This window comes from [Muricauda] lutisoli (nom. illeg.) (genome assembly GCF_017313105.1).
In the GTDB taxonomy this organism is placed as follows: Bacteria; Bacteroidota; Bacteroidia; order Flavobacteriales; family Flavobacteriaceae; genus Flagellimonas; species Flagellimonas lutisoli.
The window spans coordinates 538,367-564,913 of sequence record NZ_JAFLND010000002.1 but is presented as its reverse complement, the minus strand read 5'-3'; the positions used below and the strand labels follow the sequence as shown (position 1 = coordinate 564,913).

Here is a 26,547-nt window from a genome sequence, read left to right as displayed (position 1 = left end):
TAATTCATCAATCAAAAAACAATCAAATCAATCACATGTTCAAAAACCACCTAAATATCGCATGGAGGACCATCAAAAAGGATAAACTCTTCACATTTATTAAAATAGGAGGTTTTGCCGTTGGGATAGCCGCCTGTCTTTTAATTGCCCTATTTATTCGTAATGAGGTCAGCTACGATCGGCATTATGCCAAGAAGGATCAAATTTATAGAGTGGTTTTTCAGGGAGTGCTCCAAGGAGAGGTCATGAAAAGCACCCATTTTCAGTTGCCATTTGCCGATGCGCTTCAATCTGATTTTCCAGAAATAAACAAGGCCGGAAAAGTCAATACCATCGAAATTTTTGGTGCAGGGAAACGTGGATTTCGAATCAACGGGGAACAGGAGAGTACATTTGAGGAGAATTTTATTATTGCGGACCAGGAGGCTTTTGATATTTTGGAAATTGACCTGGAGCTTGGAGATGCATCAACTGCCTTGACCAATCCCAAAAGCATTGTGATTTCCAAATCCAAGGCCGATAAGTATTTTCCCAACGGAAATGCTTTGCAGCAGACCATATTTTTGGACAACGACACCTCCAATCCTTATACAGTAACGGGTGTGATGAAAGATGTGCCGAAAAACTCACATCTGGATTTTGATTTTATGCTTCCTGTAGAGGATAATTATGGGGGTTGGACCAATCAAAATTACTTTACCTATGTATTGGTAAACCCTAACACCGACATTCAGGAGTTAGAGCAAAAAATGTCCTCGATTGTTGAAAAATACATCATTCCGGCACAGATAAAACGGGGTCGCTCCGAAGCTTTTCTTGACGTCTTGAGAACCGCAGAATATAAGCTGCAACCCATTACGGACATTTATTTAAAATCCGACCTTAAAATGCAGGACGGGCTTAAACACGGCGATGTAAAGTTTGTTTGGCTATTTGCTGCCATTGCGATTTTTGTATTGCTGTTGGCCATTATCAACTTTATTAATCTTTCCACGGCCAAATCCGCCAATAGGGCCAAAGAGGTAGGACTCAGAAAAACCATTGGAGCCTTCAGGAACAACCTGGTCAATCAATTTTTAACCGAATCTGTGATCTTCAGCATCATTTCCTTTGTTTTGGGAGTGGTGTTCGCCTGGGTTTTGCTTCCTACCTTTAATGAGATTGCAGCCAAAAACATGGTGTTGCCTTGGTCCGACTGGTGGTTCGCTCCTTTATTGTTGATTTCTGCCCTTATTGTAGGCGTTTTGGCAGGGCTGTACCCAGCATTCTATTTATCCGCATTTAGGCCAGCGAGTGTTTTAAAGGGAAAATTGAGCGTTGGTAGCAAGAGCGGAAAGCTAAGGAGTGGGTTGGTGGTTTTTCAGTTTACTACATCGGTCGTCTTGATCATAGGTACACTTATTATTTACCGACAGATGGATTTTATCGTCAGCAAAGAATTAGGTTACGATAAAGAACGGGTCGTTGTACTTGAAGGCACCAACATTCTTGGTGAAAAGATGGAATCTTTTAAAGAGCAATTATCATCCCTGTCACAAGTAAAAAATGTGACATCCACTAACTATTTGCCAGTTGACGGCGGCAGTAGAAACGGAAACACCTTTATGGTAGAAGGTAAAGATGATGGAGGAAGGGGAATCCCGGCCCAGATTTGGAAGGTGGATTACGATTATATCGAAACCTTGGGCATTCAGCTTAAGAAGGGCAGAAGTTTTTCCAAAGATTTTGCATCTGACTCTGTCAACTCCATTGTTATCAACACCAAAATGGCCTCGGATTTGGGCCTACAGGACCCAATTGGCAAAGAATTGAGTAACAACAGTCAAGTTTTCACAATTATCGGAGTAATTGAAGACTTCCACTTTAAATCCTTGAAAGAAGATATCTCCGCACTGTCTTTGGTAATAGGCAAAGACTTCGGGGCCGTTTCCGTAAAATTGGAAAAGGGAAACCCAACAGAAGCCTTGGCATCCATCGAAAAAGTTTGGAACAAAAACATACCCAATCAGGCGCTCAACTATACCTTTTTGGAACAAGAATTTGCTCAAATGCACAATGATGTAAGGCGTATGGGCAAAATATTCAACAGTTTTGCGCTTTTTGCCATTCTTGTGGCATGCTTGGGACTATTTGCACTCTCTGCTTTTATGGTGGAGCAACGAAGGAAGGAAATAAGCATTCGAAGGGTTTTGGGTGCTCCTTTCAAGAACATCTATCAATTGCTTACCATCGATTTTTTAAAGTTGATTTTAATTTCAATCTGCATTGCAATTCCTGTAGGTTGGTATTTAATGAATCGATGGCTGGAAGATTTTGCATACCGCATTACCATAGGTTGGGAAACATTTTTAATGGCTGGGTTCATTGCACTGGGCATTGCTGTGCTCACCATAAGTTACCAATCCGTCGGAGCAGCTTTGCTGAAACCGACCAAAGGGTTGCGCACGGAATAAATCAATCAAAAAAACATCGATCATGTTAAAGAATTATCTAAAAATAGCTTGGAGGAACCTAACAAAGAACAAGGGTTACACCATCATTAATGTTGGTGGACTGGCGCTGGGAATGGCCGTTACCTTGATCATTGGTCTTTGGATCAATGATGAGCTTAGCCATAACAACTATTTTTCCCATAAGGACAAAATTGCCCAAATGTATCAATCCCAGACCTTTAATGGGGAAACCGGAACAGGGCCCGCCATGCCACGCCCACTGGAAAAAGCTTTTAGGGAAAGCTATATGGACAATTTTAAGCACTTGGTCATGTCTTCTTGGACTACCTCTCAGTACCTGAAGTACAAGGAAACCAGTATTTCCAGGGATGGAAACTTTATGCAACGTGAGGCTCCTGAAATGTTCGACCTAAATATTTTAAAGGGGGAAAAAGATGGAATTCGGGAAATCAACTCCATCATGCTTTCGGAGTCGACCGCCGATGCTTTGTTCGGGAACGAAGATCCTATTGGAAAAACCATAGAGGTCAATAGCCAATATGATATGATGGTTACTGCAGTGTTCGAAGACATTCCGTTCAACACCTCTTTTAACGACACCGATTTTTTGATGCCTTGGGACAAATATGTTTCCATTAATGAGTGGGTAAAAAATGCGGAGGACCAATGGGGTAACAACTCGTTTCAAATGTTCGTTCAAATTGCCGACAACACATCAATGAAGAGTGTTACCGAAAAAATAAGGAATGTAAAGAAAGAACTCAATGAGGAAACTGTAGAGTTTAACCCCCAACTGTTTTTGCTTCCCATGGAAGATTGGTATTTGAGGTCCCGATTCGAGAACGGAAAACAAGCAGGGGGCAGGATCAAATATGTTTGGTTGTTCGGGATTATAGGTGTTTTTGTCCTGCTTTTGGCCTGTATCAATTTTATGAACTTAAGTACGGCTCGTTCCGAGAAAAGAGCAAAGGAAGTGGGCATTAGAAAATCTATAGGTTCACAACGAAGTCAATTGATCAACCAATTTTTAGGGGAATCTTTTTTAGTGGTTCTGTTTGCTTTTGTGATCGCTGTTTTTATTGTGGTGCTATCGCTCAACGGGTTTAATGATTTGGCCAGAAAACAAATGGAATTCCCATGGGGATCCCCTTTCTTTTGGGCGGTTTCTTTAGTATTTATATTGATTACTGCATTATTGGCCGGCAGTTATCCAGCACTATACCTTTCCTCTTTTCGGCCAGTTGATGTGTTAAAAGGAACTTTTAAGACAGGTAAGCACTCGGGGCTTCCTCGGAAAATTTTGGTTGTTGTGCAGTTTACGGTTTCCGTTGCCTTTATTATAGGTACAGTAATCGTGATGCAACAAATCAACTATGCCAAAAACAGACCAATTGGTTATGATAAAGAGGGATTGGTTCAGATACCGACCATGAGCGAGGATTTTACCGGCAAATTTGAATTGATGCGCGAGGAGTTTATTAGTTCCGGTGCAGTTACCGAAATGTCTACTTCCAGTGCTCCCACTACCCGAATTTGGTCCAACAGAAGCGGTTTTGATTGGGAAGGCAAACCAGAAGGTTTTCAAGAAGATCTGGCATGGACCGAGGTGTCACCAGAATATGCAAAGAGCCTTAATTTAAAAATTGTCGCCGGAAGGGATTTTTCTCGTGAGTTCGCATCGGATTCCAGTGCAGTGCTCCTTAACGAGACAGCGGTAAAGTACATGGGTCTTCAAGACCCTGTGGGTAAATTTATAACGGATACTGATACCGAAGACCCTTTTGAACCTATGAAAATTATAGGAGTGGTCGAAGATATGATCGCCCAATCCCCTTACGAACCCGTAAAGCAAGGCATGTATGTGTTCGACAAATATGGAAATGGCTCATATTACAATATGAGGTTGAACCCAAACCAGAGTGCTAGCCAGAACATAGCAATAATCGAAAGGGTATTTAAGGAACACTTCCCCAATATTCCGTTTCAATACGATTTTGTAGATGAAGAATATGGGGAAAAGTTTGCTGCAGAAGAACGTATTGGTCAATTATCGGGAATTTTTACCGCTTTGGCCATCTTGATCAGTTGCCTTGGTCTTTTTGGGCTGACATCTTTTGTGGCAGAACAACGCACCAAGGAAATAGGTGTTCGTAAAGTACTAGGGGCCTCTGTGTTCAATGTTTGGAACATGTTGTCCAAAGACTTTTTAAAGTTGGTCATCATCTCTTGTTTTATCGCGGTGCCCATTGCCTATTATGTTATGAACGGTTGGTTGCAAGAGTATCCATACCGGGTGATCTTAAAGTGGTGGATTTTTGCCCTGGCCATGATCGGAGCCTTGGCCGTCACCATTATAACCGTAAGTTTTCAGGCCATTAGAGCGGCCCGTTCCAACCCCACAAAAAGTCTACGAACCGAATAATTCATAGATCATGATAAAAAACTATCTGAAAATAGCGTGGAGAGCTTTGATAAGAAGCAAGGTTTATTCTTCAATAAATATTGTTGGCCTTTCCTTGGGGCTAGCTGCATGCATGCTGATAGTTTTATATGTAGGCCATGAATATAGTTTTGACAAGTTTCATGAAAATGCAGACAACATTTACATGGCCGAAACAGAATTAACATTTGGCAAAGACCCTATTTATATACCGTATATGGGTTATTCCAAAGGACCGGAAAGCAAGCAAAGCATTCCGTCCATAGAAGATTGCCTTCGTTATAAGGAAAGCTTTGAGAGCGTAACCATTAAAAACGCCGCAGCTCCTTCACTAAAATTTTCTGAGGACAAATTCGCGTTTGCCGACCCCAACTTTTTTGATTTTTTCTCTTTCACCTTACTTCAGGGCAACAAGGATCATGTGCTAGATAATCCATTTTCCGTAGTTGTTTCCCAAAGAGCAGCAGAAAAATATTTTGGATCCAAAGACCCTGTGGGAGAGGTTTTTCTGTACAACGACAAATATCGGTTTACGGTAACAGGTATATCGAAGAACACTCCTTCCAACTCCAGTGTTGATTTTGATTTTGTGGCGTCCATTTCGAGTATGGAATCTATGGAGGAATACAATGAATCCATTACTAATGATTACGACGATTTTACCACTTATTTCTCTCTGAAAAGTTCTGCAGACCCTACACTTGTTGAAACAAGTTTACTCAGTAATAATGGTGATCAACAAGATAAGGGCAACGATGTAAACAAAAGATATCTTTTAAAGCCTTTGACCAGCCTACATTTTGGGAAAAACTTCGACAACAGCCGATATATAAAAATATTTCCTCTGGTTGCTATCTTGATTTTACTTCTTGCCCTGGTAAACTACGCCAGTCTCTCTACGGCACGTTCCACCACCAGATCCAAAGAAGTTGGGGTAAGAAAAGTTTTGGGCGCCCGCAGAAAAGCCATTGCAATACAGTTCTTTTTGGAATCGTCTCTGTATACGGTCATTTCCTTTGTTGTGGGGTATTTTCTATGTATATCTCTACAGCCTTTTTTCTTCGGCCTATTGGACATTCAAATGGACAATTCATTTCTGTATGCCCCACAAATGCTCCTATCTCTTGGAATATTGCTTATTATCACCATAGTGCTCGCAGCAATATATCCCGCAATTCTATTATCGGCTTACAGGCCCATAGTTGTTTTGCAAGGTAAATTGAGCAAGCAAAATGGGGGTGCAGGTGTGAGAAAGTTTTTTACCGTTTTTCAATTTGGTATTTCTGTAGTGCTCATTATTTGCGCAATTGTAATAGATAGACAAATGTATTTTTTCAGACATGCCGATACCGGTGTGGACAGAGAAAACATTGTAATGCTACCTTTTTCATCTGATGCAGGCAAACATGCCATCCCTTTTGAAGATGAAATACAATCCATTCCTGAAGTTGTACAATCCAGCATGGGTATTCTTCCATTGTACAAGGGATTCAATATGATGAGTGTTAAAAGCACCAATAGTGATGAGATGATCTTTTTGCCAACATTGACCGTTGATGAAAATTTTATTTCGTTGTTGGGCCTGAAATGGGAAATACCTCCTGTAGATTCCCTTTTCTTCAAGGATCAAAAAACAGCTGCAATAATCAATAAAACGGCCATTGAAAAACTGAACCTTGAAGGAAATCCGATTGGTCAAAAAATAAATGGTCAATATGAGATTGACGGGGTATTAAAAGATTTTAATTATTCCTCCTTACATAATAAAGTGGAAGCATTGTGTCTGTTCATTAAAAAGAGCAACGATGCAATTTCTCCATGGGGAAAACGTGGCGGGGTCATTTATGCCAAAATTGCCCCCAAATCGAACATCCCCTCCACCATACAGCAATTAAAAACAGTCTACGAAAAATATGAAAGAGAGAACCCTTTTGAATATCACTTTCTAAATGATGCGTTTGATGCACAGTATAAAGCAGAGGATCGTTTGGCCAAGATTTTCAGTGCGTTTACCGGTTTTGCCATTTTAATTGCCATGATGGGCTTGTTCGGTCTAGCAACATTTATTGCCGTGCAGCGAAGAAAAGAAATCGGCATCCGAAAGGTTTTGGGGGCCTCCATTAAAGATGTCACAGCTCTATTATCGATAGACTTTTTAAACTTGGTCGTCTTTGCCATTCTCATTGCATCACCAGTGGCATATTGGCTCATGGGCCAATGGCTACAGAATTTTGCCTATAGGATATCCATAAGTTGGTGGATGTTCGCCTTGGCCGGCACAGGAACTTTACTTATTGCACTATTAACGATAAGCTTTCAAGCGATAAGAACCGCTACAACAAACCCGACAAAAAGCTTACGTACAGAATAACAGTATCATTATCAAAAAACGAGAATCATGTTCAAGAACAATATTAAAATAGCATGGAGGAGCCTTAAAAAACAGCCATTCTTCACTTTCCTCAACATATTTGGATTAGCCATTGGAATGGCTGGTGGGCTTTTGCTCAGCCTTTACATCCATGATGAGCTGACCCACGATACCATGTTTGCAGATGCAGACCGTATTTATCGGTTAAATGCCGATATGAAATTTGGAGGGAAAGAAGAACAAATGGCCGAGGTCTCGGCACCAATGGCAGGAGCCATGTTGAATGATTTTCCAGAGGTTGAACTAACCACTCGTTTCAGAAGCCTCGGGAGTGTTTTCATTAAGGAAGAAGGTGTTCGCAGTAATGTTCGGGAGCCAGGGGTTACCTATGCCGACTCCACCTTTTTTAAGATGTTTGGGATAAAGTTGCTTTATGGTGATGAGAACACGGCCTTGAAAGAACCCAATACTTTGGTTATGACCAAATCGGCGGCCGAAAAACACTTTCCCGTTGATCATGCCGTTGGAAAGACCGTTGTGTTGAATGATAGGGATGTCTACACTGTTTCGGGAATTGTTGATGATATGCCCGACAACTCTTTTTTAAGGGACAGGGATTTATTCTTGGCCATGTCCGGAAACGAAGACTCTCGGATGGCAGAATGGGGAAGCCATAATTATTATACCCTCATAAAATTGATTCCAGGAGCTTCCGCAGCAGATCTACAAGAAGAAATGAAATCCATGGTCGGCAAATACCTTATTCCGTATGCCCAACGATTTTTCCCGGGAATTACCGAGCAACAGTTCTTGGACTCGGGGAATTATATGAAATATTCCACCATCGCCCTTACCGATATACACTTGTATTCTGGAAGAGGACCGGAGTTTAGCCCAGTTAGCGATATTAAAAATGTATATATCCTAGGAGCTATAGCATTGATTCTTCTGATATTGGCCAGTGTAAACTTTATGAACCTCACCACTGCCCACTCACTCAAAAGATCAAAAGAAGTGGGTATAAGAAAAACATTGGGCTCACAAAGAAAAAGTTTGATCGGACAATTCTTAACGGAATCCGGATTGATTGCATTGGGATCATTGGTGTTTGCCATAATCATCGCTATGGTGGCTATGCCTTTTTATAACGACTTAAGTGGCAAGGAACTATCCATTCCCTTTTCCAGCCCATCATTCTGGTTGCTTCTGTTGATGGCAACTTTGGCCTTGGGCATACTATCAGGAAGTTATCCTGCCTTTTTTATGTCCCGATTTGTTGCTGCCAAAGTACTCAAAGGACAAGGCGACAATTCCATTGGTGGTGGAAGGGTAAGGAATATTCTTGTGGTACTTCAGTTTTCCATTTCTGTATTTCTTATTATGGGAACGCTGACGGTTTTCCAACAATTAAGTTTTATACAAGGAAAGGACCTTGGTTATGCAAAGGATCAAGTTCTGATCATAAGAGGTGTTAATTCTTTGGAAGGAAACAAAAATGCCTTCAAAAATGAAGTGGAGCAACTAAGCCAGGTCAATACGGCCACATTGAGCAGTTATTTGCCCACACCTTCTTCTAGAAGCGACAGTTCTTTTATGAGAAAGGAAGATCGAAGCCAGGAAAAAGCCATTAATATGCAACAGTGGCGCGTGGATGAAGATTATATAGCCACCATAGGACTAAACCTGGTCTCTGGTCGAAATTTTGACACTTCCCGTTATTCCAGCGATTCCACTGCGATTATCATAAATGAAAAAGCAGTATCCATATTGGGAAAAACTCCCGAAACCGTATTGGGACAACAGTTCTTGGATAATTTTAATGAAGAAACACTGATTACTGTAATAGGGGTTGTAAAGGACTTTAATTTTGAATCACTCCGGGACGAGGTAGAGGCACTTGCACTATTCTATGGGGGGGAGCGAGCCAGTAATTTGGCCATAAAACTTAACCAAGGAGATGTGACCCGAACTATTGGGGACATTGAGAACATTTGGATGGATATTGCTCCAACACAGCCATTTGAATATTATTTTATGGACGACTCTTTCAATACAAGTTATGAAGCAGAGCAACGATTGGGGCAAATTTTTATGATTTTCACGTTTCTTTCCATCATCATCGCCTGCTTGGGATTATTTGGTCTTGCTGCTTTTAATGCCCAAAAACGCGTAAAAGAAATTGGGGTAAGAAAAGTATTGGGCGCCGGTGTTGGGCAGATTGTGCTCAGGCTCTCCATGGATTTCTTGAAACTAGTAGGGCTTTCCGTAATAATAGCGCTGCCCTTGGGTTGGTATGCCATGGACAGGTGGCTACAGGACTTTTCATATAGGATTGACATTCCATGGTGGATTTTTGCCCTATCCGCATTAATGGCTGTTGGGGTAGCCCTTTTAACGGTGAGCTATCAAAGTATTAAGGCCGCCATTGTAAATCCAGTTAAGAGCCTAAGAACTGAATAAATCCACGACCACTGAACTTGTTCAGCACTATCAAAAAACCATAAGCTATGCTCAAAAACTATCTGAAAATCGCTTTGAGAAACCTGATTAAGAATAAGGTTTTTACATTGACAAATATTGTAGGGCTCACCTCGGCATTGGCCGTTTCACTTTTGCTGGTGATGACCGCTCTGTTCGAACTTTCCTATGATCAATTCCACACGAAAAAAGATTCTGTTTATCAGGTATACCTGTCCAGTCAAACCCCAAGAGGATTAGAGTCTGGCACTTCACAACCTGTACCACTTGCTCCTGCTTTAAAGGCAGATGTACCCGGAATAAAGCATGCTGTTCGAACCTTGAGTGATGATGTTCTTGCGACCTACAAGGAGAAAGAAATCAATTTGGATGCTGAATTCTCAGACCCTGCATTTTTTAACATCTTTACATTTCCTGCAGTAAAAGGTAATGACGAAAACCCATTATCGGACAAGAACAATGTTGCTATTTCAGAAGAAGGAGCCCAAAAACTATTTGGAAGCACCGACAATGTCATCGGGAAAACCATCTCTTTACAACTGGGCAAGCAGGAACAACTATTCACTATATCCACAATTCTTGAGGATCCACCACCCAATAATAGTATGGATTTTGATATTGTTATTCCGTTTGAAAACCATCCAGAATACATATCCAATATGGATCGATGGGATTCACAGTTTCATTTGGTTTACGTTGAGCTGGAAGAAGGTATAACTCCCGAGCAATTTGAAAAAAACACACGGGATTTCACGAGTCTCCATTACAAAGGAAGTATCGAGAACGCCATAAGGGATGGTGCAGTGGCCAACGCTGATGGATTGTACAAACAATTCCATTTGCTTTCAATTGCTGATATGCATTTCACCTCTTTTGCCAGTGGAATGGCCGAAGTCAAGAGAACTTTTCCCTACATGATTTTGGGGATCGCCTTTGTCATCATATTTATTGTATGTGCCAATTTCATCAATATGAACATTGCGTTGAGCGAAAGGCGCTTAAAAGAAATAGGAATGCGCAAAACACTTGGAGCGGTTAAAAAGCAACTGTTCTTCCAGTTTTGGTTGGAAAGCCTTTTGGTTTTTATGGTTTCAACCATATTGGGATTGGTTTTGGGCAATCTTTTGTTGGAGCCGTTTAAAACCCTTTTCAATACAAGGGCCACCTTGGATCATGTGACCCAACCTAAAATTTTACTCATCTTTGGCCTCTCTATTTTTTGTGTCACATTGATAGCTGGTGGATACCCCGCCCTTTTAATGAGCAGATTGGGCACGCTCCGTGCATTAAAGGGAAAATTGGATTTTGGGAAAAACCGATTGCGAAATAGCCTGATTGTACTTCAATTTACCATAGCCATTTTGCTCATCAGCGGTACTTTGGTACTCCATGGACAGATAGAATTTATGCGCAATAAAGATTTGGGGTACAATAAGGAGCAAGTTATTTCTATACCATTAAACGGCAAAAAGGACAGCTATCGTGTGGTAGAACTGCTTCGGGATGAACTAAAGGGCAATATTGACATCCTAAATATTTCAGGAGCCGATAATAACTTGGGATTGGGCAGAGACGGAAGCTCAATGAACAGCATGATGGGTTTCGATTACCAAGGACGTGGAGTGGTCACCAACGCCATAACGGTAGATTACGACTACGCAAAAACCTTAGATCTTGAGGTTGTGGCGGGCAGAACCTTTAGCAGGGATTTTGCTGCGGATAGTTTAAGCCTGGTGATCAACGAAACCATGGCAAAACAATTGGGCGAAGAAGACCCGCTTTCTATTCGTATTCCAATGGACGACGCAACCACTTATTCAGTTATTGGCGTGGTCAAAGATTTCAATTTTCAGGATATCAGCAAACAGGTGAATCCCCTTACCCTTTTCATGAACAACGAATGGGACCTTTATTATGCCTATGTAAAAATTGCCCCCGAGAACATTGCTGGTTCTTTTGAGGCTGTTGAACGGGCTTGGAGCAAAATTGAACCCCAGGCCGAGTTTTTGGGTTCCTTTTTGGATGAAAACCTCGACCGTACTTTCAGAAGGGAAAAAACGATGGCCACCATAGTTACTAGTGGTAGCATCCTAGGAATTCTTTTAAGCTGTATCGGATTATTTGCAATTTCCATGTTGGTGGTGGGCCAACGAACCAAGGAAATAGGTGTGCGAAAAGTGCTGGGCGCAAGCATATCTTCTGTGGCTATTTTGCTCACCAAGGATTTTTTAAAGTTGGTTGCTCTGGCCTTTATCATATCCACACCCATTGCATGGTATTTTTTAAATGAATGGTTACAGAACTATGCATCCCATGTTGTGCTCAGCCCCTTGTTTTTTGTAGCCGCAGGGTTAACCGCTTGCCTAATTGCCTTTGCTACCGTTGGTTCGAGGACCCTAAAAGCAGCATCGGCCAATCCTGTTAAAAGTTTAAGAGACGAATAAATTCATTCCATAATAGATGAAAACTAAATTTTTGAAGGTCTTATTCCTGTTATTGACTGTCGGTTATACTGTACTCGCACAAGAGAACCTAAAATATAATACGCTCGAAGATAAAATTGATAATTACTTGAGCCAAAGTGTTGTAAACGGTTACTCGGGAAGTGTATTGGTCGTGAAAAAAGGAGAAGTTATTTTGTCCAAAGGCTATGGCTGGGCCGATAGGTTAAAAAAAGTGCCGAATACACCCTCTACGGTGTTCAACATAGGCTCTGTTACCAAGCAATTTACAGCCGCTGCTATTTTAAAGCTTAGGGAAGAGCAAAAACTGGAAGTTTCAGATAAAATTGAAAAATATTTTCCACAGGCCCCTTCCGATAAAAAGGACATCACCATACATCAATTGCTCACCCATACCTCTGGTGTGTCACCAAGTACAGGCGGCTTCAGATATGATAAAGCCAGCAAAGAAATTTTTCTGAACGACTTTTTTGGGGCAGAATTAATGTACGGCCCCGGAACAAAGCACACTTATGCCAATGCCAACTATATCTTGCTTACCGCCATTATAGAACAAGTCGCCCAACAAGATTACGAGACCTTTTTAAGACAAACCTTTTGGGCACCCCTGCAAATGATCCATACCGGATACAAAGGAATTACCTTTGATAGCGAGCAACTTGCCCATGGATATTATTTCCATTACACAGATGGTGAGTGGAGGGATTGGGGAACAACCCAAGAACACCTTCCCTACAACAATGAACATTGGTACAGTATAGGTAAGGGCGACATATATTCGACTGTTGAAGATCTGTATACTTGGCACCTTGCTTTGGAAAATAACAAAGTACTGTCTGCCGAATCAAAAAAGGTAATGGAAGAAGCCCATGTTCCAGAGAATGAAACAGAAACATCTTTTTATGGATACGGATGGGCCATATTCAATTCACGGAGCAATTCAAAAATTGTGGCGCACAACGGAAGCAACGGGATTTACTTTGCCGATTTCCTCAGGTTTGTGGAAGACGACTTAGTAGTAATTGCGTTATCGAACATAATTTTAAACCAACAATCCGAAAATGTGGCTTGGGAAATTGCCTCAATGGTCATGGATAAAGAATACCGTCCCAAAACAATTCCAAAGAACACCTATGAACTGGTTTTTGATTTTCTTAGGAACAACCCTCCGGAAAAAGCAGACGAATTATCTCAATTTATTGAGGACAAAACAGGAGCTCCCATAAATGATAAGGCGCTCTTAAATCGAATCGGGTTTAAACAAGTATCCGAAAACAGGAATACAGATTGGGGCATCTCACTCTTAAAGCTCAACACACACCTTTTTCCTGATGACGGGAACCTTTGGGATTCACTTGGAGAGGGATATTACGTGCTCAAAGACAGGGCCAATGCCATTGAAAGTTTTACAAAGGCAATTGAACTTGGGTCTGACACCAACTGTTATTGGTGTGAAAATGGAAAGAAACGATTAGAGGAACTAAAGAATAAATAAGATGCTATTACAACTCAATAACATATTCAAATGGGTCAACTCTGGTGGCCAACGTATTTTTTTATTGAAGGATATTAATCTTGAAGTAGAAGAAGGAGAATTTATTTCGGTAATGGGGCCATCGGGTTCAGGTAAATCCACTTTGCTCAATGTAATCGGTATGTTGGATACTTTTGATGAAGGGGAATATAACTTTTTGGACGAATCCGTTCATTCCCTTAAAGAAAAACACCGCGCTAACCTTTATAAACAATACATCGGCTTTGTGTTTCAATCCTACCACTTATTGGATGAACTTACGGTAAAGGAAAATTTGGAAATGCCATTGATCTATAAAAAAATCAAGGGCTCGGAACGTAAGGCGATGGTAGCCGATATGCTCGACAGGTTCAATATTGTGGGCAAGAAAGATCTTTTCCCCGCTCAACTCAGCGGTGGACAGCAACAATTGGTAGGTGTCGCAAGAGCTTTGATTGCCAACCCAAAATTGATTTTGGCAGATGAGCCCACAGGAAACCTAAACTCTAAACAGGGAGAAAAGATTATGGAACTCTTTAAGCAATTAAATGAAGAGGGGGTAACCATAATCCAGGTGACACATTCCGAGAAAAATGCCGAATACGGATCTAGAATTATCAATTTATTGGACGGTAGAATGGTTTAATCGGCAAAATCAGCCAATTCCTTACCTACAAGGCTACCGAGGGCAACACCCATTCCACCCAAGCGAACCCCGCAGTAAATCGATGTTGAGATTTGTTTTACAATGGGTGATTTTTGGGTTCCAACTCCCATAATACCGCTCCATCGTCGTTCAATTTTTACTGGATGATTGGGTAAGATCATATTGCGGAGCAATGCCTCAAGCTTATTTTGAATGATTTCTGTTTCTCCAAATTCAGTGGTTTCCTCCGTTTTAAAGTCAAGGTTTCTTCCTCCCCCAAATAGAATTCTATCATCAATATTCCGGAAATAATAATAGCCTTCATCAAAATGGAAGGTGCCTTTTACATGTAGATTTTTGATGGGCTCCGTTATCAAAACCTGTGCACGAGCGGGTTTTACGATTTCTGATTCCAGTAGCTTAGAAGCAAATCCATTGGTGGCCACAAAAACCTTTTTGGACGAAAATTCAAAATCAGTGGTTTTGAGGGTCGCGCAACCATTGGATTCAATTACCTCCTCGACCATCACCCCATTTAAAATGGGTATTTTCATGGACACACATTTTTGAATCAAGGAACGCATCATCTTGCCGGTGTCCAATTGCCCCTCCTGCTGGTGTGTGATGTATTTTTCTTGAATATTGGAGAATCCAAAGAAATTGGAATTGGTCACAAAGGGCTTTTGGCCAAAAATAGGTTCCATCAAATTGTTGAGGTATGGTACGGACTGCAAACATTTTTCATAGAACTCAGGTTTTTCCAAAGGAAAAAGTTCGTGGCTACCGTGCAATTGAAAACCGATGGCCTCATCTCCCAATAGGTTGCGTAATCTTTGAATCCCACCCCAACGCTTTTGAACAAGCTGTACGACTTCTTCTTCGCTGTGATGTTCTAGGTCGGCTAAAATCTCAGAAACGCTCCCAAAACAGGCAAAACCTGCGTTTTTGGTACTGGCCCCTTGCGGCAAGCTGCCTTTTTCCAAAATTAAGATGTTACTTTTTGGGTACTTTTTCTTTAGGCCTATGGCGCAATTTATACCAACGATACCACTGCCGACAATGGTAAAATCGACATTGGAAAACCAGCTCTTATACTCCCAGTAACTTAATTCCATAAAAGAAAAACCCCGAAATTATCGGGGCTTTTTTTAATGCTCATCTTTATATTTTGGATCCATCTTAAAATCCTCCATGAATTTGGTGGTGTAGTTACCTGCCAAATAATCAGGATGATCCATTAATTGACGGTGAAAAGGAATGGTAGTTTTAACACCTTCGATCACAAATTCGTCCAGGGCTCTTCTCATTTTATTGATGGCCTCTTCCCTTGTTTGTGCCGTAGTGATCAACTTGGCGATCATGGAATCATAATTCGGAGGAATCATGTAACCACTATACACATGCGTGTCCAAACGAACACCATGTCCACCAGGTATGTGCAAGGTTGTAATTTTTCCAGGAGACGGTCTAAAATCATTGTAAGGGTCTTCTGCATTTATTCGGCACTCAATGGAATGCAACTTTGGATAATAGTTTTTCCCTGAAATCGGAACACCCCCTGCAACCAAAATCTGCTCACGAATCAAATCGTAGTCCACAACTTGCTCTGTAATTGGGTGCTCTACCTGGATACGGGTGTTCATTTCCATAAAGTAGAAATTTCGGTGTTTGTCCACCAAGAACTCAATGGTTCCTGCACCCTCATATTTAATATATTCGGCAGCCTTTACAGCGGCTTTCCCCATATCTTCACGGAGTTTGTCCGTCATAAATGGAGAAGGTGTTTCTTCGGTAAGTTTTTGATGCCTACGTTGTACCGAGCAATCTCTTTCGGACAAATGACAGGCTTTTCCGTATTGGTCGCCCACAATCTGAATTTCGATATGGCGAGGCTCTTCAATCAGTTTTTCCATGTACATTCCACCATTACCAAAAGCTGCAGTCGCTTCTGTTACGGCACTGTTGAAGTTTTTCTCCATTTGATCCTCGGACCAAATGGCACGCATACCTTTACCACCACCACCGGCAGTAGCTTTGATCATTACGGGATACCCCATTTTTTTAGCTTCCTTTAAAGCATGGTCAACATCCTTTAGCAGACCTTCGGAACCTGGAACAGTAGGAACACCTGCTTTTCTCATGGTCTCTTTTGCGGTTGCCTTGTCTCCCATTTTATCAATCTGTTCGCCAGAAGCTCCGATAAATTTGATATCGTGCTCGGCACAGATTTTTGAGAACTTTGAGTTTTCGGAAAGGAAACCATATCCTGGGTGGATGGCATCGGCGTTGGTAATTTCCGCTGCCGCTATAATATTTGGAATCTTTAAATAAGATTCGCTACTGGGTGCCGGGCCTATACAAACCGCTTCATCCGCAAAGCGTACATGAAGACTTTCTTCATCGGCCTTGGAGTAAACGGCCACGGTTTTAATTCCCATTTCCTTGCAGGTTCTTATGATCCGCAAGGCAATTTCACCCCTATTTGCAATCAATACTTTTTTAAACATAGAACACAATCTTAAATTCGGAATTCTAAATCTTAAATGGTTTTGGGAAACGGTGTGCCTCCCAAAGATCATCATTTAAAATTCACTACGATGGGTCTACCAAGAACAAAGGTTGGTCAAACTCAACAGGAGAGGAATCATCAACCAATATCTTAACTATTTTTCCTGAAACTTCAGATTCGATATCGTTGAATAGTTTCATGGCTTCGATCACACAGAGAACATCACCTTGTTTTATGGTGCTGCCCACTTCCACAAAAGGTGGCTTATCTGGAGATGGTTTTCTGTAGAACGTACCTATGATAGGGGATTTTACTGTGATATATTTTGAGTCATCATCTGCTTTTTTGGAGTCTGATGATGCAGGGGCAGCAGATTCCGGAGCTGCAGCTGGTGCTTGAGCTACTGGTGCAGCGGCAGTCGGTGCTTGAGCAACAGGTATTTGTTGAACAATTGTGGTTTCCGGTGTGCTGGAGTCGCTGCTTCCGGTACGAATGGTGATTTTAATGTCCTCCATTTCCAACTTCACCTCGCTGGCACCCGATTTGGCTACAAACTTGATTAAACTTTGAATTTCCTTAATGTCCATGGAATATAATTTAGTTAGTTGTGTGATTTAAGAATTATAGGCCCATTTTAAATAAATGGCACCCCATGTAAAACCTCCTCCAAAGGCGGCGAATATGATATTATCTCCTTTTTTCAATTGCTTTTCAAAATCGTAAAGCAATAAAGGCAACGTTGCGGAGGTGGTGTTTCCGTAACGGTCGATATTAATTAAAACTTTTTCTGCCTCAAGCCCCATTCTATTGGCCGTAGCATCTATAATACGTTTGTTGGCCTGGTGTGGCGCCAACCATTGCACATCGTCTTTTGTCAAGTTGTTTCGCTCCATGATCAATGCGGATACATCGGCCATGTTGGATACGGCAAATTTAAATACGGACTTGCCATCTTGAAAAACGTAGTGCTGCTTGTTTTTTACAGTTTCTTCGGATGCGGGCAAAATGGAACCTCCTGCATCGATCTTTAAGAACTGTCGTCCGATACCATCGGAGCGCAAATACTCATCCTGTAATCCCAAACCTTCTTCATTGGGCTCAAAAAGAACCGCTCCGGCCCCATCTCCAAAAATAATACATGTGGTTCTATCGGTGTAGTCTATAATGGAAGACATTTTATCAGCTCCAATGACCAATACCTTTTTGTATCTGCCCGATTCTATATAACTGGCCGCTGTGGACATTCCGTATAAAAAGCTGGAACACGCAGCCTGCAAGTCGTATGCAAAAGCATTTACAGCGCCAATCTCAGAGGCTACATAAGCCGCTGTTGAAGCGACAGGCATATCGGGAGTGGCGGTGGCAACAAGTACAAAGTCTATTTCAGAAGCGTCAATTCCTCTTTTTTTAAGTAAATCTTCCGCAGCCCTGATTGCCATGTAAGATGTCCCCGCATTCTCCTCTTTTAAGATTCTTCGTTCCTTGATCCCTGTTCGGGTAGTAATCCACTCATCGTTGGTATCTACCATGGTTTCCAGTACTTTGTTGGAAAGCACAAAATCTGGAACGTATCCTCCTACAGCTGTTATTGCTGCTGTTGTTTTCTTCATTTTTAGCCTCTCTTTATTGTCAAAAACCTTCAAATTTGACCCAAAAGCGGTGAAAATTAGTCATTTTATATGACTTTATAGCTAAAATCACCTGATTTTGGGGATTAACATGGGCCCATAAAAAAACTCCCGTTAATAATTGAACGGGAGTTACTTTATTATATGGGATTTGCGGTTAAGCCGCAGTTTCCTCTTCTGTTTTGTCGATCAAAACCTGACCTCTGTAATACAATTTGCCTTCGTGCCAGTGAGCTCTGTGGAACAAGTGCATTTCACCTGTAGTAGCGTCTTTGGCAATTGTTGGCGCAACTGCTTTGTAGTGGGTTCTTCTTTTGTCCCTTCTGGTTTTTGATATTTTTCTTTTAGGATGTGCCATTATAAACCTATTTATCCGTTAGTAACTTTTTTAAATCGTCCCACCTGGGGTCTGTATCTTCCGATGGTTTTGTATTCTCTTTTGGCTGCAGCTCTTCAAGCTTGTCCAAGATATCCGATTGCAAAGTTCCGTCCACAACTCCGGGATGTACCCTTTTTTGTGGAACGGCCAGCACTAACATTTCGTAAATGTACTGTGCTATGTTGAATTGGTGCTCTCCATGTGGAATAATAAGGATTTCGTCATCCTCATCGTTATACTCCTCGCCAAACTTGACGACCAGCTTTAAATTGGAATCCACTGGCTGATCATAAGGTTCGCCTGTCAAATCACAATCCACATTTATGGTACCCTTCGCTTCAATCTGAAGTTCCATCATGGTGCTCATTTTTTCCAAAATCGCATCTACATGAACGGAAGCTCCGTTAAATTCTTGGTAGTCAAAAGATTCAAAGAACGCATCATCAATCTCGTACACAAAGTTATGTTTTCCCAACTTCAGACCTGAAAAAGGGATATTAAACTCTTTCAGCTTCATCATTTCTACACTTAAGGTTTGTGTACCAGCCTTTAAAGGCGGGTGCAAAGATACTACTAATTTACAAAACTGCAATTCTTGTCACAACAAATATCCAAAATGCTGTTAACTTTTTATCCCCCGCGCTTAATTTTCTGCTTTTGTAAAGGGTTTTTGGTCAGTTCCAGATACTCAGCTCTATTTCTGAACACTTGGATTGCAGTAAATACGGCTTCTTTAAAAGAACTCTCGTCCGCCTTGCCTTTTCCCGCAATTTCATAGGCGGTACCATGGTCCGGTGAAGTTCTTACTTTGTCCAATCCTGCCGTATAGTTGACACCTTTTCCAAACGAAAGGGTTTTGAACGGGATTAGGCCCTGGTCGTGATACGCAGCTAGTACGGCATCGAAATTTTGATGGCTATTGGACCCAAAAAAACTATCCGCCGAATACGGTCCGTACACCAAAGTTCCTTTATTGAACAATTCTTTTATGGTTGGTTTTAGGATTTTATCGTCCTCTTCCCCAATAGTTCCACTGTCACCACTATGCGGATTAATACCCAGCATGGCAATTTTGGGTCGGCGTATACCAAAGTCCATTTTCAGGGATTTTTCCATGGTGGCCACTTTGTTTTTGATCAGTTTGGGAGTAATGGCCTTTGCTACATCCTTTACTGCTATGTGGTCGGTGAGCAAACCAACACGTAGTTCATGGGTCACCATAAACATAAGACTTTCACCTTCCAGTTCTTGAGCAAGAAAGTCCGTATGGCCGGGAAACTTAAAATCCTCCGATTGTATATTGTTTTTGTTGATGGGTGCAGTGACCAGCACATCAATCTTATTTTCTTTTAATGCAGCAACGGCAGCTCTTAAGGAACGAATGGCAAAATCGCCTCCTTCTTTGGTAGCTTGTCCGTATTCAATTTTCGGAACTTCTTTCCAAACATTGACAATATTGACTTTGCCTTCCAGGGCTTGACCAGCATCCCGGACACCGTTGAACTTTAGATCGATTCCCAAATCTTTGATTTGTTGGGAAATGGTTTTGTTGGATGCAAATATAACAGGAGTGCAAAACTCCAACATTCTTGGGTCTTCAAATGTCTTGAGTGCAACCTCGCACCCAATGCCGTTAATGTCCCCTATGGAGATTCCTAGTTTTATTTTTTGATTTTCCTTCATAAAATGAATGCCGTTATGGCTACTTTTGCATTACAAAACTAGTCAATTAATAAGACACATGTTCACAGGTATCATAGAGACTTTGGGTAAAGTTGAAAAGCTGGAAAAAGAGGGGGGAAATCTGCACATTACGGTTGCTTCGGATATTACTTCGGAATTGAAAATTGACCAAAGTGTTTCGCATAATGGGGTATGCCTTACCGTGGTTTCCATTAATGGTGACAACTATACTGTTACAGCTATTGAAGAGACTTTGAACAAAACCAATCTAGGTGATTTGGAATTGGGTGACGAGGTCAATTTAGAACGCGCCATGGTTTTGGGTGCCCGTTTGGATGGTCACATTGTTCAAGGACATGTAGACCAAACAGCGGTTTGCAAATCCGTTGAAGAGAAAGATGGCAGTTGGTCCTATACGTTTGGATACGACCCCGAACTCAATAACGTTACTATTGAAAAGGGTTCTATTACCGTGGATGGTGTGAGCTTAACCGTTGTGGATTCCCAAAAAGATAGTTTTAGCGTAGCGATTATTCCCTACACATACGAGCACACTCGTTTCCATACGTACAAAACAGGTACTAAAGTAAACTTAGAATTTGATGTCGTAGGCAAATATGTCTCCAGATTATTGGAATTAAGGGGTTAGAATACATTTCTCATTCCGCGCCAAATTCTTAAGAGTACAAATGTGGCTACCAACACCAAAGCAGAGAGCCCAATGGCCAATGGATAATTGCCATAGATCCAGTTTCCTGTGGCAAAAAGGCACCCGTACACCAAAATACAGCCCACGATCATTGCCAGAACACCGGATGGAACGCTCCACTTCACATTTTCATCTTCCAAAGAAATGCCTTCAGCCTTGGCCTCTTCATGGATTTTTTTCCATCCAGGCCCTCCTGGTTTTGTGATTTTGTAGAATCGGTAAAGGACCTTGTTTTCTTCAGGCTTGGTCAAGAATGTGGTTGCCAACCAGAGTATGGTGGTAATCAGTACAACTAAAGGGAACTTGCTCCATGCTGGAAATGGTGCCCCGTCTGCTAAAAACAGAACATCTTCATATTGCCAGAACAAAATGGAGATTATTCCGGATGAGAACATGGCCACAATTTCACTCCATGCATTGATTCGCCACCAGAACCATCTCAACAAAAAGATAAGACCCGTTCCCGCCCCGAACATAATGATGATGTCGAAAAGCTGTGTGGCATTGTTGAGTTCCAAAGCGAATAAACTACTTAGGACCATTAGAACAACGGTCGAAATCCTTCCTACATTCACCAATTCTTTTTCGGAAGCATCTTTTTTGACCTGCTGTCGGTAAAAATCATTTACGATATAAGAGGAGCCCCAGTTAAGGTGGGTCGAAATGGTAGACATATATGCAGCGCCCAAAGAAGCCATCACTAAACCTAATAAGCCTGTGGGCAATTTGGTCAACATGGCGGAATAGGCCAAATCGTTTTTAAGGATATTCTCGGGCACATTTGGGAATGCCTGCCGAATACTTTCCAAATCAGGGAAAACCACAATGGAAGCCAAGGCCACCAAAATCCATGGCCAAGGTCTTAGTGCATAATGTAATATGTTGAAGAAAAACGTTGCTCCAATGGCATGGTTTTCATTTTTTGCGGCCAACATTCGCTGAGCAATATATCCACCGCCCCCAGGCTCACCTCCAGGGTACCATGCACTCCACCATTGGACTGCCAAGGGTATGATCAAGAGGCCGATCAACGCTTCGGTATCCGAAAAATCGGGTAGGATGGACATTTTTTCCTGCACTTGTGTATTGGCCAAAATATTGTCCAATCCGCCAACTTCGGGCATATTCACAAGATAAATTGCTGCCCCGATAGCTCCACCCATCGCAACAAAAAACAATAGAAAATCGGTATATACAACGCCTCTGAAACCACCAACGGCACTAAAAACAACTGTAATGGTTCCACCCAGCAGCACAGTTTCAAAAGGTTCCAACCCGAGCATTACCTGTCCAATTTTTATGGCCGCCAAAGTTACCGCCGACATGGCCATTACATTAAAGACCACACCCAAGTACAGGGATCTAAATCCGCGCAGAAAATGGGCGGGTTTTCCGCCGTACCTAAGATCGTAAAACTCCATATCCGTGGCCACGTTGGATTTTCTCCAAAGCTTGGCATACACAAATACGGTAAGCAAGCCTGTTAGTAAAAAGGCCCACCAGCCCCAGTTTCCCGAGACGCCATCGGTACGGACAAAATCCGTTACCAAATTGGGGGTGTCGGTAGAGAAAGTAGTCGCCACCATGGAGAAACCTAAAAGCCACCAAGGCATGCTACGACCCGATAAAAAGTATTCTGCTGTGTTTTTTCCTGATTTTTTGGAAACATAGATCCCGATGAAAAGGACTATGGCGAAAAATCCAAAAATGATGATGTAATCTAAAAGTTCTAGTTTCATTTGTTTAGTTTGGCTGGAGTTAAAGATAGTTTTTTTGGGTTACTTTTGTGAACCCACCAAAAAAGTCACATGTTTCTTTCCACTTTCTCCGATATTTCCGTTGCCGCATGGACCATGGCTGCTACTGCGGCTTTTTTAATGGGAGTTTCCAAAGCAGGGCTAAAAGGGATGTCCATTTTTAATGTGACCTTGATGGCTTTGGCTTTTGGGTCAAGAGCATCTACGGGACTTTTTATTCCGTTACTAATAGTTGGTGATATTTTCGCAGTGGTCTATTATAATAGGCATACCCAATGGAAATACATCATTAAGTTTCTTCCTTGGATGATTCTGGGAATTCTTGTAGGGGTCTTAATAGGAAAGGATCTTCCTGAACGGGAATTTAAATGGGGAATGGTGGTCGTTATATTTATCAGTCTGGGAATGCTGATTTGGTGGGACCGTAGAAAGTCCAAAAAAGTACCGACCCATTGGCTTTTTTCCGGTTCCATGGGAATATTTGCAGGTATATGTACCATGATCGGAAATTTGGCGGGGGCGTTCACCAATATTTTCTTTTTGGCGATGCGTTTGCCCAAGAATGAATTTGTGGGAACTGCGGCCTGGTTATTTTTTATAACGAATTTATTTAAGTTGCCCTTCCATGTTTTTGTTTGGAAAACAATTTCGGTAGATAGTCTTCTGGTTAATTTGCGATTGTTGCCGGCCATTGGGGCAGGACTCATTCTGGGTGTCTTTTTGGTGAAGAAGATCAACGAAAAAAATTACAAACGCTTTATTTTGATTGTAACCGCCATTGGTGCGGTGGCGATTTTGTTCAGGTAGATTAAGTAAGAAAGAATTCCATAAAAAAGCCGCATCAATTTGATGCGGCCCTATTTTATATACTACTATACTTCCTGCTATTCCGAAGCACCGTCGTAAATCGCATTAAAGATCAATTTGTAGGTGCCACGGGGTTGCGCCCTAAATTGTGGACGGAACGCAAACAAGATTGCGGAGCCTTTTCCGTATTTGGCTTTTACCATGGCCGGTTTATTGGCAATGTATCTATCCTCACCCATGGCCCAACCACTCATCAAGAGGTCTTTTGCAGCATAGGTGGCAATTACTTCAACTTCAGGTGCAGGTGCATCAGCAATTTTCTCTTCACCACCTTCACCGGACTTTCTTTGTTTGTCAATCTGGAAAGCCCTACTTCGGTTAAAAGAAACTGCAACGGTATCCTTCATACCAAAAGCCAATGGGTGGGAAGTATCCACACCAGCTTTGATCAAAGATCCAGGGATAAAGAAATCTTTGCTGTCGGCACCTTCTACGGCATCACGCAATGGCAAACCAAATTGCTCAATCACAAAATCACTGGCCGCATCAAAGGCAATTAGGGTTCCCCCTCCTTCAACATAGTCACTAAGAGCCATGGAGCCTTTCAGTCCAATTCCGCCAGTGAATTTTTCGGGCATGCTCAAATTGCTATGTCCGTGCAAAATGGAACTTGGTCTCTGGGATGGAATAATAATCGCATCATACTGCGACAAATCCTTGGTCTTGATGTCGGCATCGTGCAACGTATCCATATCAAATTCGTACTCATCCATAACAAAACGGGTCCATCCTTCATCCATATTGGCCACCCAAGATTTGTACAATCCCACTTTGGGCAAATGGATTTTTTTCAATTGAACCTCTGGTTTGGCGGACAATCCTGTAAATTCAAGTCCGTACTCGTCTGCTAAGGACTCCATCATTTCCTTGTCGCCGGACACAATATAGGACCCAGCAGGGAAGGTTGTTTTACCCGCTTTGAATTCGCCCATACTTTTGTGAGCTGTTCCTCCGGCTTTCAATACTTTATTGGTAGCGACTACCGAAGCATTGGTATTTACGCTAAGGGCATATCCAAAAGAACCGTTCCTGTTTACATCGCCTTCGTAATATTTTACGGGACCGGTAACTTTTTCGGTCCGGGCGCTGAACGATTCGGCAATTCTATCTACATCAATCCCCATTTGCATAGGCAATGTCCATCCGGCCAAATCGTATGGCGTGTCCGGAGGTCCGCCAGGGTATTGGAAACGTGTTGGATAGTTTTGTTTTTCCATGAGGTCCAACAGGTAAGGTCTAAACGCTTGAGCCGTGTAGATCACATAAGAACCTTCTTCATATTCTTTTCCGTTTACGGTGAAATCCCTGGTAGCTTTTTCAACTTCGATTCCACCTTGAAGCAAAACGTTGACCAGGTTTACGGCCTCAAAAGAGTCCCATTGCTCCTTGCTGATGATGTAAGCGAACAAACCTTCGGTTTTTCCTTTTTCTACAGCAGACTTACCCATTTTATAAATATTGTAGAGGTAATTGCTCTTACGGTCGGCAGCCAGGTCCAAAGTGGCCCAGGTAGCTGTTAACATGTAGTCCACGGCATCCCTAAAGTGAGACTCTCCACCTTTCCATGGATATGGGTACATAATGTCCGTACCGTCGGTTGGGGTACCTCCCGCTACTGTTTTTGGGAGTTTTTCCGGGTCATAGTACCTTGGAGTAGGTGTGGTGTGCCCTGTTTCTGTTAAAATACCGATCATGTTGTGGTAGTAAGGTACGGTACGTCCCCCACCGTTCCAGAACATGGTGTAAAAGTTATCGGCAATGGCGCCCGGCATGTTTTCCAAAGAAAAACGCTTCGTCATGGCGGAACCAACTTCACTAACTCCGGCAGTGATGGCTGGGTGAATTTTTGGGTTCACCGGGTCGGCATAGGGTGGAAGTGAAATTTTGGTCCATGATGGAGAAGACTGGTGGTGATTGTAAACAATCTGCGGGTACCATTCGTTGTACAATATGTTGGTAACATTGTAGGTTTCGGGCATGTTGTTCATAAACCAGTCCCTATTATTGTCGTGACCCATGTAGTAATGGTATAGAATCGGAGGACGCGAAGTCTCGTAAGGAGTGCCCAGGTTTTTTCTGTACCAATCCACTACGATGTCCAATCCATCGGGGTTCATTACCGGCATTAAAAGGGTAATCACGTTTTCCCTTATTTTCTGCATTTCCGCAGTTTCGGATGTGGCCAGGGTATAGGCCAATTCCGAAGTCATTTGTCCATGCGCCAACTCTGTGGAGTGCATACCACCATCTACCCAAACAATGGCTTTTCCTTCTTGGGATAGTTTTACGGCTTCTTCGTCATCTACTTGAACGCGGGCAAGTTTTGTACTAATATCTTTCCACTTGTCAAGTTGGGCCAAGTTTTCTTCTGTGGAGATGAACATTAGGTACATTTTACGGCCCAACACTGTTTCTCCTATCTCAATTTTTCGTACCCTATCGGATGCAGCATCCAATTGGGACAAATAGTCTTCAATCTGGGAATAATCGGCCAATTTATAATCGGCTCCCACTTTAAATCCGTATACGTCCTCGGGGGAGGGGACATTTTGTGCTACGGTAAACGTAGCGCAAGACAAAGACATTACTGCGGTGAGCAGCAAAGTTTTGATTTTTGCTGTTGTAGAAATCATTTTTTTGAATTAGTTATAA

Annotated in this window: 18 protein-coding genes; 9 read left to right on the top strand and 9 right to left on the bottom strand. The window is 42.0% G+C overall.

Annotation, left to right across the window (positions count from 1 at the left end; all coding sequences use genetic code 11):
- The first annotated feature begins 35 nt into the window (after positions 1 to 35).
- From J0X13_RS09850 to J0X13_RS09820, 7 genes are read left to right on the top strand one after another with little or no spacing between them, the layout of a single operon-like run.
- On the top strand, positions 36 to 2,453 hold the full coding sequence (locus J0X13_RS09850; protein ID WP_207071259.1) for an ABC transporter permease: 2,418 nt from the start codon (positions 36 to 38) through the stop codon (positions 2,451 to 2,453).
- A 22-nt stretch (positions 2,454 to 2,475) separates the two neighbouring features.
- Entirely contained in the window at positions 2,476 to 4,875 is a 2,400-nt protein-coding gene (locus J0X13_RS09845) for an ABC transporter permease (RefSeq protein ID WP_207071258.1), read from the top strand.
- Between the two features lie 10 nt (positions 4,876 to 4,885).
- Positions 4,886 to 7,264, top strand: a complete 2,379-nt coding sequence (locus J0X13_RS09840; RefSeq protein ID WP_207071257.1) for an ABC transporter permease — start codon at positions 4,886 to 4,888, stop codon at positions 7,262 to 7,264.
- Positions 7,265 to 7,291: 27 nt separating this feature from the next.
- A complete protein-coding gene (locus tag J0X13_RS09835) occupies positions 7,292 to 9,724 on the top strand; it encodes an ABC transporter permease (RefSeq protein ID WP_207071256.1) in 2,433 nt (810 codons plus the stop codon).
- Positions 9,725 to 9,771: 47 nt separating this feature from the next.
- Entirely contained in the window at positions 9,772 to 12,186 is a 2,415-nt protein-coding gene (locus J0X13_RS09830; protein WP_207071255.1) for an ABC transporter permease, read from the top strand.
- A 16-nt stretch (positions 12,187 to 12,202) separates the two neighbouring features.
- Positions 12,203 to 13,699: a serine hydrolase domain-containing protein gene (locus J0X13_RS09825; RefSeq protein WP_207071254.1), complete on the top strand. Its 1,497-nt coding sequence runs from the start codon at positions 12,203 to 12,205 to the stop codon at positions 13,697 to 13,699.
- Position 13,700: 1 nt separating this feature from the next.
- Positions 13,701 to 14,363, top strand: coding sequence for an ABC transporter ATP-binding protein (locus tag J0X13_RS09820; RefSeq protein ID WP_207071253.1), 663 nt, complete (start codon positions 13,701 to 13,703; stop codon positions 14,361 to 14,363).
- Here the strand turns inward: J0X13_RS09820 and J0X13_RS09815 are convergent.
- From J0X13_RS09815 to pdxA, 7 genes are all read right to left on the bottom strand, one after another.
- A complete protein-coding gene (locus J0X13_RS09815; protein ID WP_207071252.1) occupies positions 14,360 to 15,478 on the bottom strand; it encodes an NAD(P)/FAD-dependent oxidoreductase in 1,119 nt (372 codons plus the stop codon). The genes J0X13_RS09820 and J0X13_RS09815 overlap by 4 nt on opposite strands.
- Before the next feature lie 33 nt (positions 15,479 to 15,511).
- Complete coding sequence (gene accC, locus J0X13_RS09810; RefSeq protein WP_207028561.1) at positions 15,512 to 16,870, bottom strand: acetyl-CoA carboxylase biotin carboxylase subunit; 1,359 nt, start codon at positions 16,868 to 16,870, stop codon at positions 15,512 to 15,514.
- Between the two features lie 85 nt (positions 16,871 to 16,955).
- Positions 16,956 to 17,459 carry an acetyl-CoA carboxylase biotin carboxyl carrier protein gene (gene accB, locus J0X13_RS09805; protein WP_207071251.1) on the bottom strand — a complete coding sequence of 168 codons (504 nt, stop codon included), beginning with the start codon at positions 17,457 to 17,459 and terminating at the stop codon, positions 16,956 to 16,958.
- 27 nt (positions 17,460 to 17,486) lie between these two features.
- Positions 17,487 to 18,482, bottom strand: coding sequence for a beta-ketoacyl-ACP synthase III (locus J0X13_RS09800; protein WP_207071250.1), 996 nt, complete (start codon positions 18,480 to 18,482; stop codon positions 17,487 to 17,489).
- Between the two features lie 175 nt (positions 18,483 to 18,657).
- Positions 18,658 to 18,858 (bottom strand): 50S ribosomal protein L32, encoded by a 201-nt coding sequence (gene rpmF, locus J0X13_RS09795; protein WP_207028556.1) that lies wholly within the window; start codon positions 18,856 to 18,858, stop codon positions 18,658 to 18,660.
- 7 nt (positions 18,859 to 18,865) lie between these two features.
- On the bottom strand, positions 18,866 to 19,399 hold the full coding sequence (locus J0X13_RS09790) for a YceD family protein (protein WP_207071249.1): 534 nt from the start codon (positions 19,397 to 19,399) through the stop codon (positions 18,866 to 18,868).
- A gap of 110 nt (positions 19,400 to 19,509) precedes the next feature.
- A complete protein-coding gene (pdxA, locus tag J0X13_RS09785; protein WP_207071248.1) occupies positions 19,510 to 20,562 on the bottom strand; it encodes a 4-hydroxythreonine-4-phosphate dehydrogenase PdxA in 1,053 nt (350 codons plus the stop codon).
- A 58-nt stretch (positions 20,563 to 20,620) separates the two neighbouring features.
- Here pdxA and J0X13_RS09780 point away from each other — a divergent pair, with 58 nt between their 5' ends.
- A complete protein-coding gene (locus J0X13_RS09780) occupies positions 20,621 to 21,211 on the top strand; it encodes a riboflavin synthase (protein WP_207071247.1) in 591 nt (196 codons plus the stop codon).
- On the opposite strand, the gene J0X13_RS09775 is transcribed toward J0X13_RS09780, so the two are convergent.
- Complete coding sequence (locus J0X13_RS09775) at positions 21,208 to 23,010, bottom strand: sodium:solute symporter family protein (protein ID WP_207071246.1); 1,803 nt, start codon at positions 23,008 to 23,010, stop codon at positions 21,208 to 21,210. The genes J0X13_RS09780 and J0X13_RS09775 overlap by 4 nt on opposite strands.
- A 69-nt stretch (positions 23,011 to 23,079) precedes the next feature.
- Between J0X13_RS09775 and J0X13_RS09770 the strand changes: the two genes are divergently transcribed.
- Entirely contained in the window at positions 23,080 to 23,835 is a 756-nt protein-coding gene (locus J0X13_RS09770; RefSeq protein WP_207071245.1) for a sulfite exporter TauE/SafE family protein, read from the top strand.
- 77 nt (positions 23,836 to 23,912) lie between these two features.
- Here the strand turns inward: J0X13_RS09770 and J0X13_RS09765 are convergent, their stop codons facing one another.
- Positions 23,913 to 26,528, bottom strand: a complete 2,616-nt coding sequence (locus J0X13_RS09765) for a M14 family metallopeptidase (RefSeq protein ID WP_207071244.1) — start codon at positions 26,526 to 26,528, stop codon at positions 23,913 to 23,915.
- Positions 26,529 to 26,547: the final 19 nt, after the last annotated feature.

What these genes read in the sequence shown, in the direction of transcription:
- J0X13_RS09845 (WP_207071258.1), top strand. Translation starts at nt 2,476, where the DNA reads ATGTTAAAGAATTATCTAAAAATAGCTTGGAGGAACCTAACAAAGAAC.
- J0X13_RS09775 (WP_207071246.1), bottom strand. Translation starts at nt 23,010, where the DNA reads ATGAAACTAGAACTTTTAGATTACATCATCATTTTTGGATTTTTCGCC.
- J0X13_RS09820 (WP_207071253.1), top strand. Translation starts at nt 13,701, where the DNA reads ATGCTATTACAACTCAATAACATATTCAAATGGGTCAACTCTGGTGGC.
- J0X13_RS09770 (WP_207071245.1), top strand. Translation starts at nt 23,080, where the DNA reads ATGTTTCTTTCCACTTTCTCCGATATTTCCGTTGCCGCATGGACCATG.
- rpmF (WP_207028556.1), bottom strand. Translation starts at nt 18,858, where the DNA reads ATGGCACATCCTAAAAGAAAAATATCAAAAACCAGAAGGGACAAAAGA.
- J0X13_RS09830 (WP_207071255.1), top strand. Translation starts at nt 9,772, where the DNA reads ATGCTCAAAAACTATCTGAAAATCGCTTTGAGAAACCTGATTAAGAAT.
- accC (WP_207028561.1), bottom strand. Translation starts at nt 16,870, where the DNA reads ATGTTTAAAAAAGTATTGATTGCAAATAGGGGTGAAATTGCCTTGCGG.
- J0X13_RS09790 (WP_207071249.1), bottom strand. Translation starts at nt 19,399, where the DNA reads ATGATGAAGCTGAAAGAGTTTAATATCCCTTTTTCAGGTCTGAAGTTG.
- J0X13_RS09765 (WP_207071244.1), bottom strand. Translation starts at nt 26,528, where the DNA reads ATGATTTCTACAACAGCAAAAATCAAAACTTTGCTGCTCACCGCAGTA.
- J0X13_RS09850 (WP_207071259.1), top strand. Translation starts at nt 36, where the DNA reads ATGTTCAAAAACCACCTAAATATCGCATGGAGGACCATCAAAAAGGAT.
- accB (WP_207071251.1), bottom strand. Translation starts at nt 17,459, where the DNA reads ATGGACATTAAGGAAATTCAAAGTTTAATCAAGTTTGTAGCCAAATCG.
- J0X13_RS09815 (WP_207071252.1), bottom strand. Translation starts at nt 15,478, where the DNA reads ATGGAATTAAGTTACTGGGAGTATAAGAGCTGGTTTTCCAATGTCGAT.
- J0X13_RS09780 (WP_207071247.1), top strand. Translation starts at nt 20,621, where the DNA reads ATGTTCACAGGTATCATAGAGACTTTGGGTAAAGTTGAAAAGCTGGAA.
- pdxA (WP_207071248.1), bottom strand. Translation starts at nt 20,562, where the DNA reads ATGAAGGAAAATCAAAAAATAAAACTAGGAATCTCCATAGGGGACATT.
- J0X13_RS09835 (WP_207071256.1), top strand. Translation starts at nt 7,292, where the DNA reads ATGTTCAAGAACAATATTAAAATAGCATGGAGGAGCCTTAAAAAACAG.
- J0X13_RS09825 (WP_207071254.1), top strand. Translation starts at nt 12,203, where the DNA reads ATGAAAACTAAATTTTTGAAGGTCTTATTCCTGTTATTGACTGTCGGT.
- J0X13_RS09840 (WP_207071257.1), top strand. Translation starts at nt 4,886, where the DNA reads ATGATAAAAAACTATCTGAAAATAGCGTGGAGAGCTTTGATAAGAAGC.
- J0X13_RS09800 (WP_207071250.1), bottom strand. Translation starts at nt 18,482, where the DNA reads ATGAAGAAAACAACAGCAGCAATAACAGCTGTAGGAGGATACGTTCCA.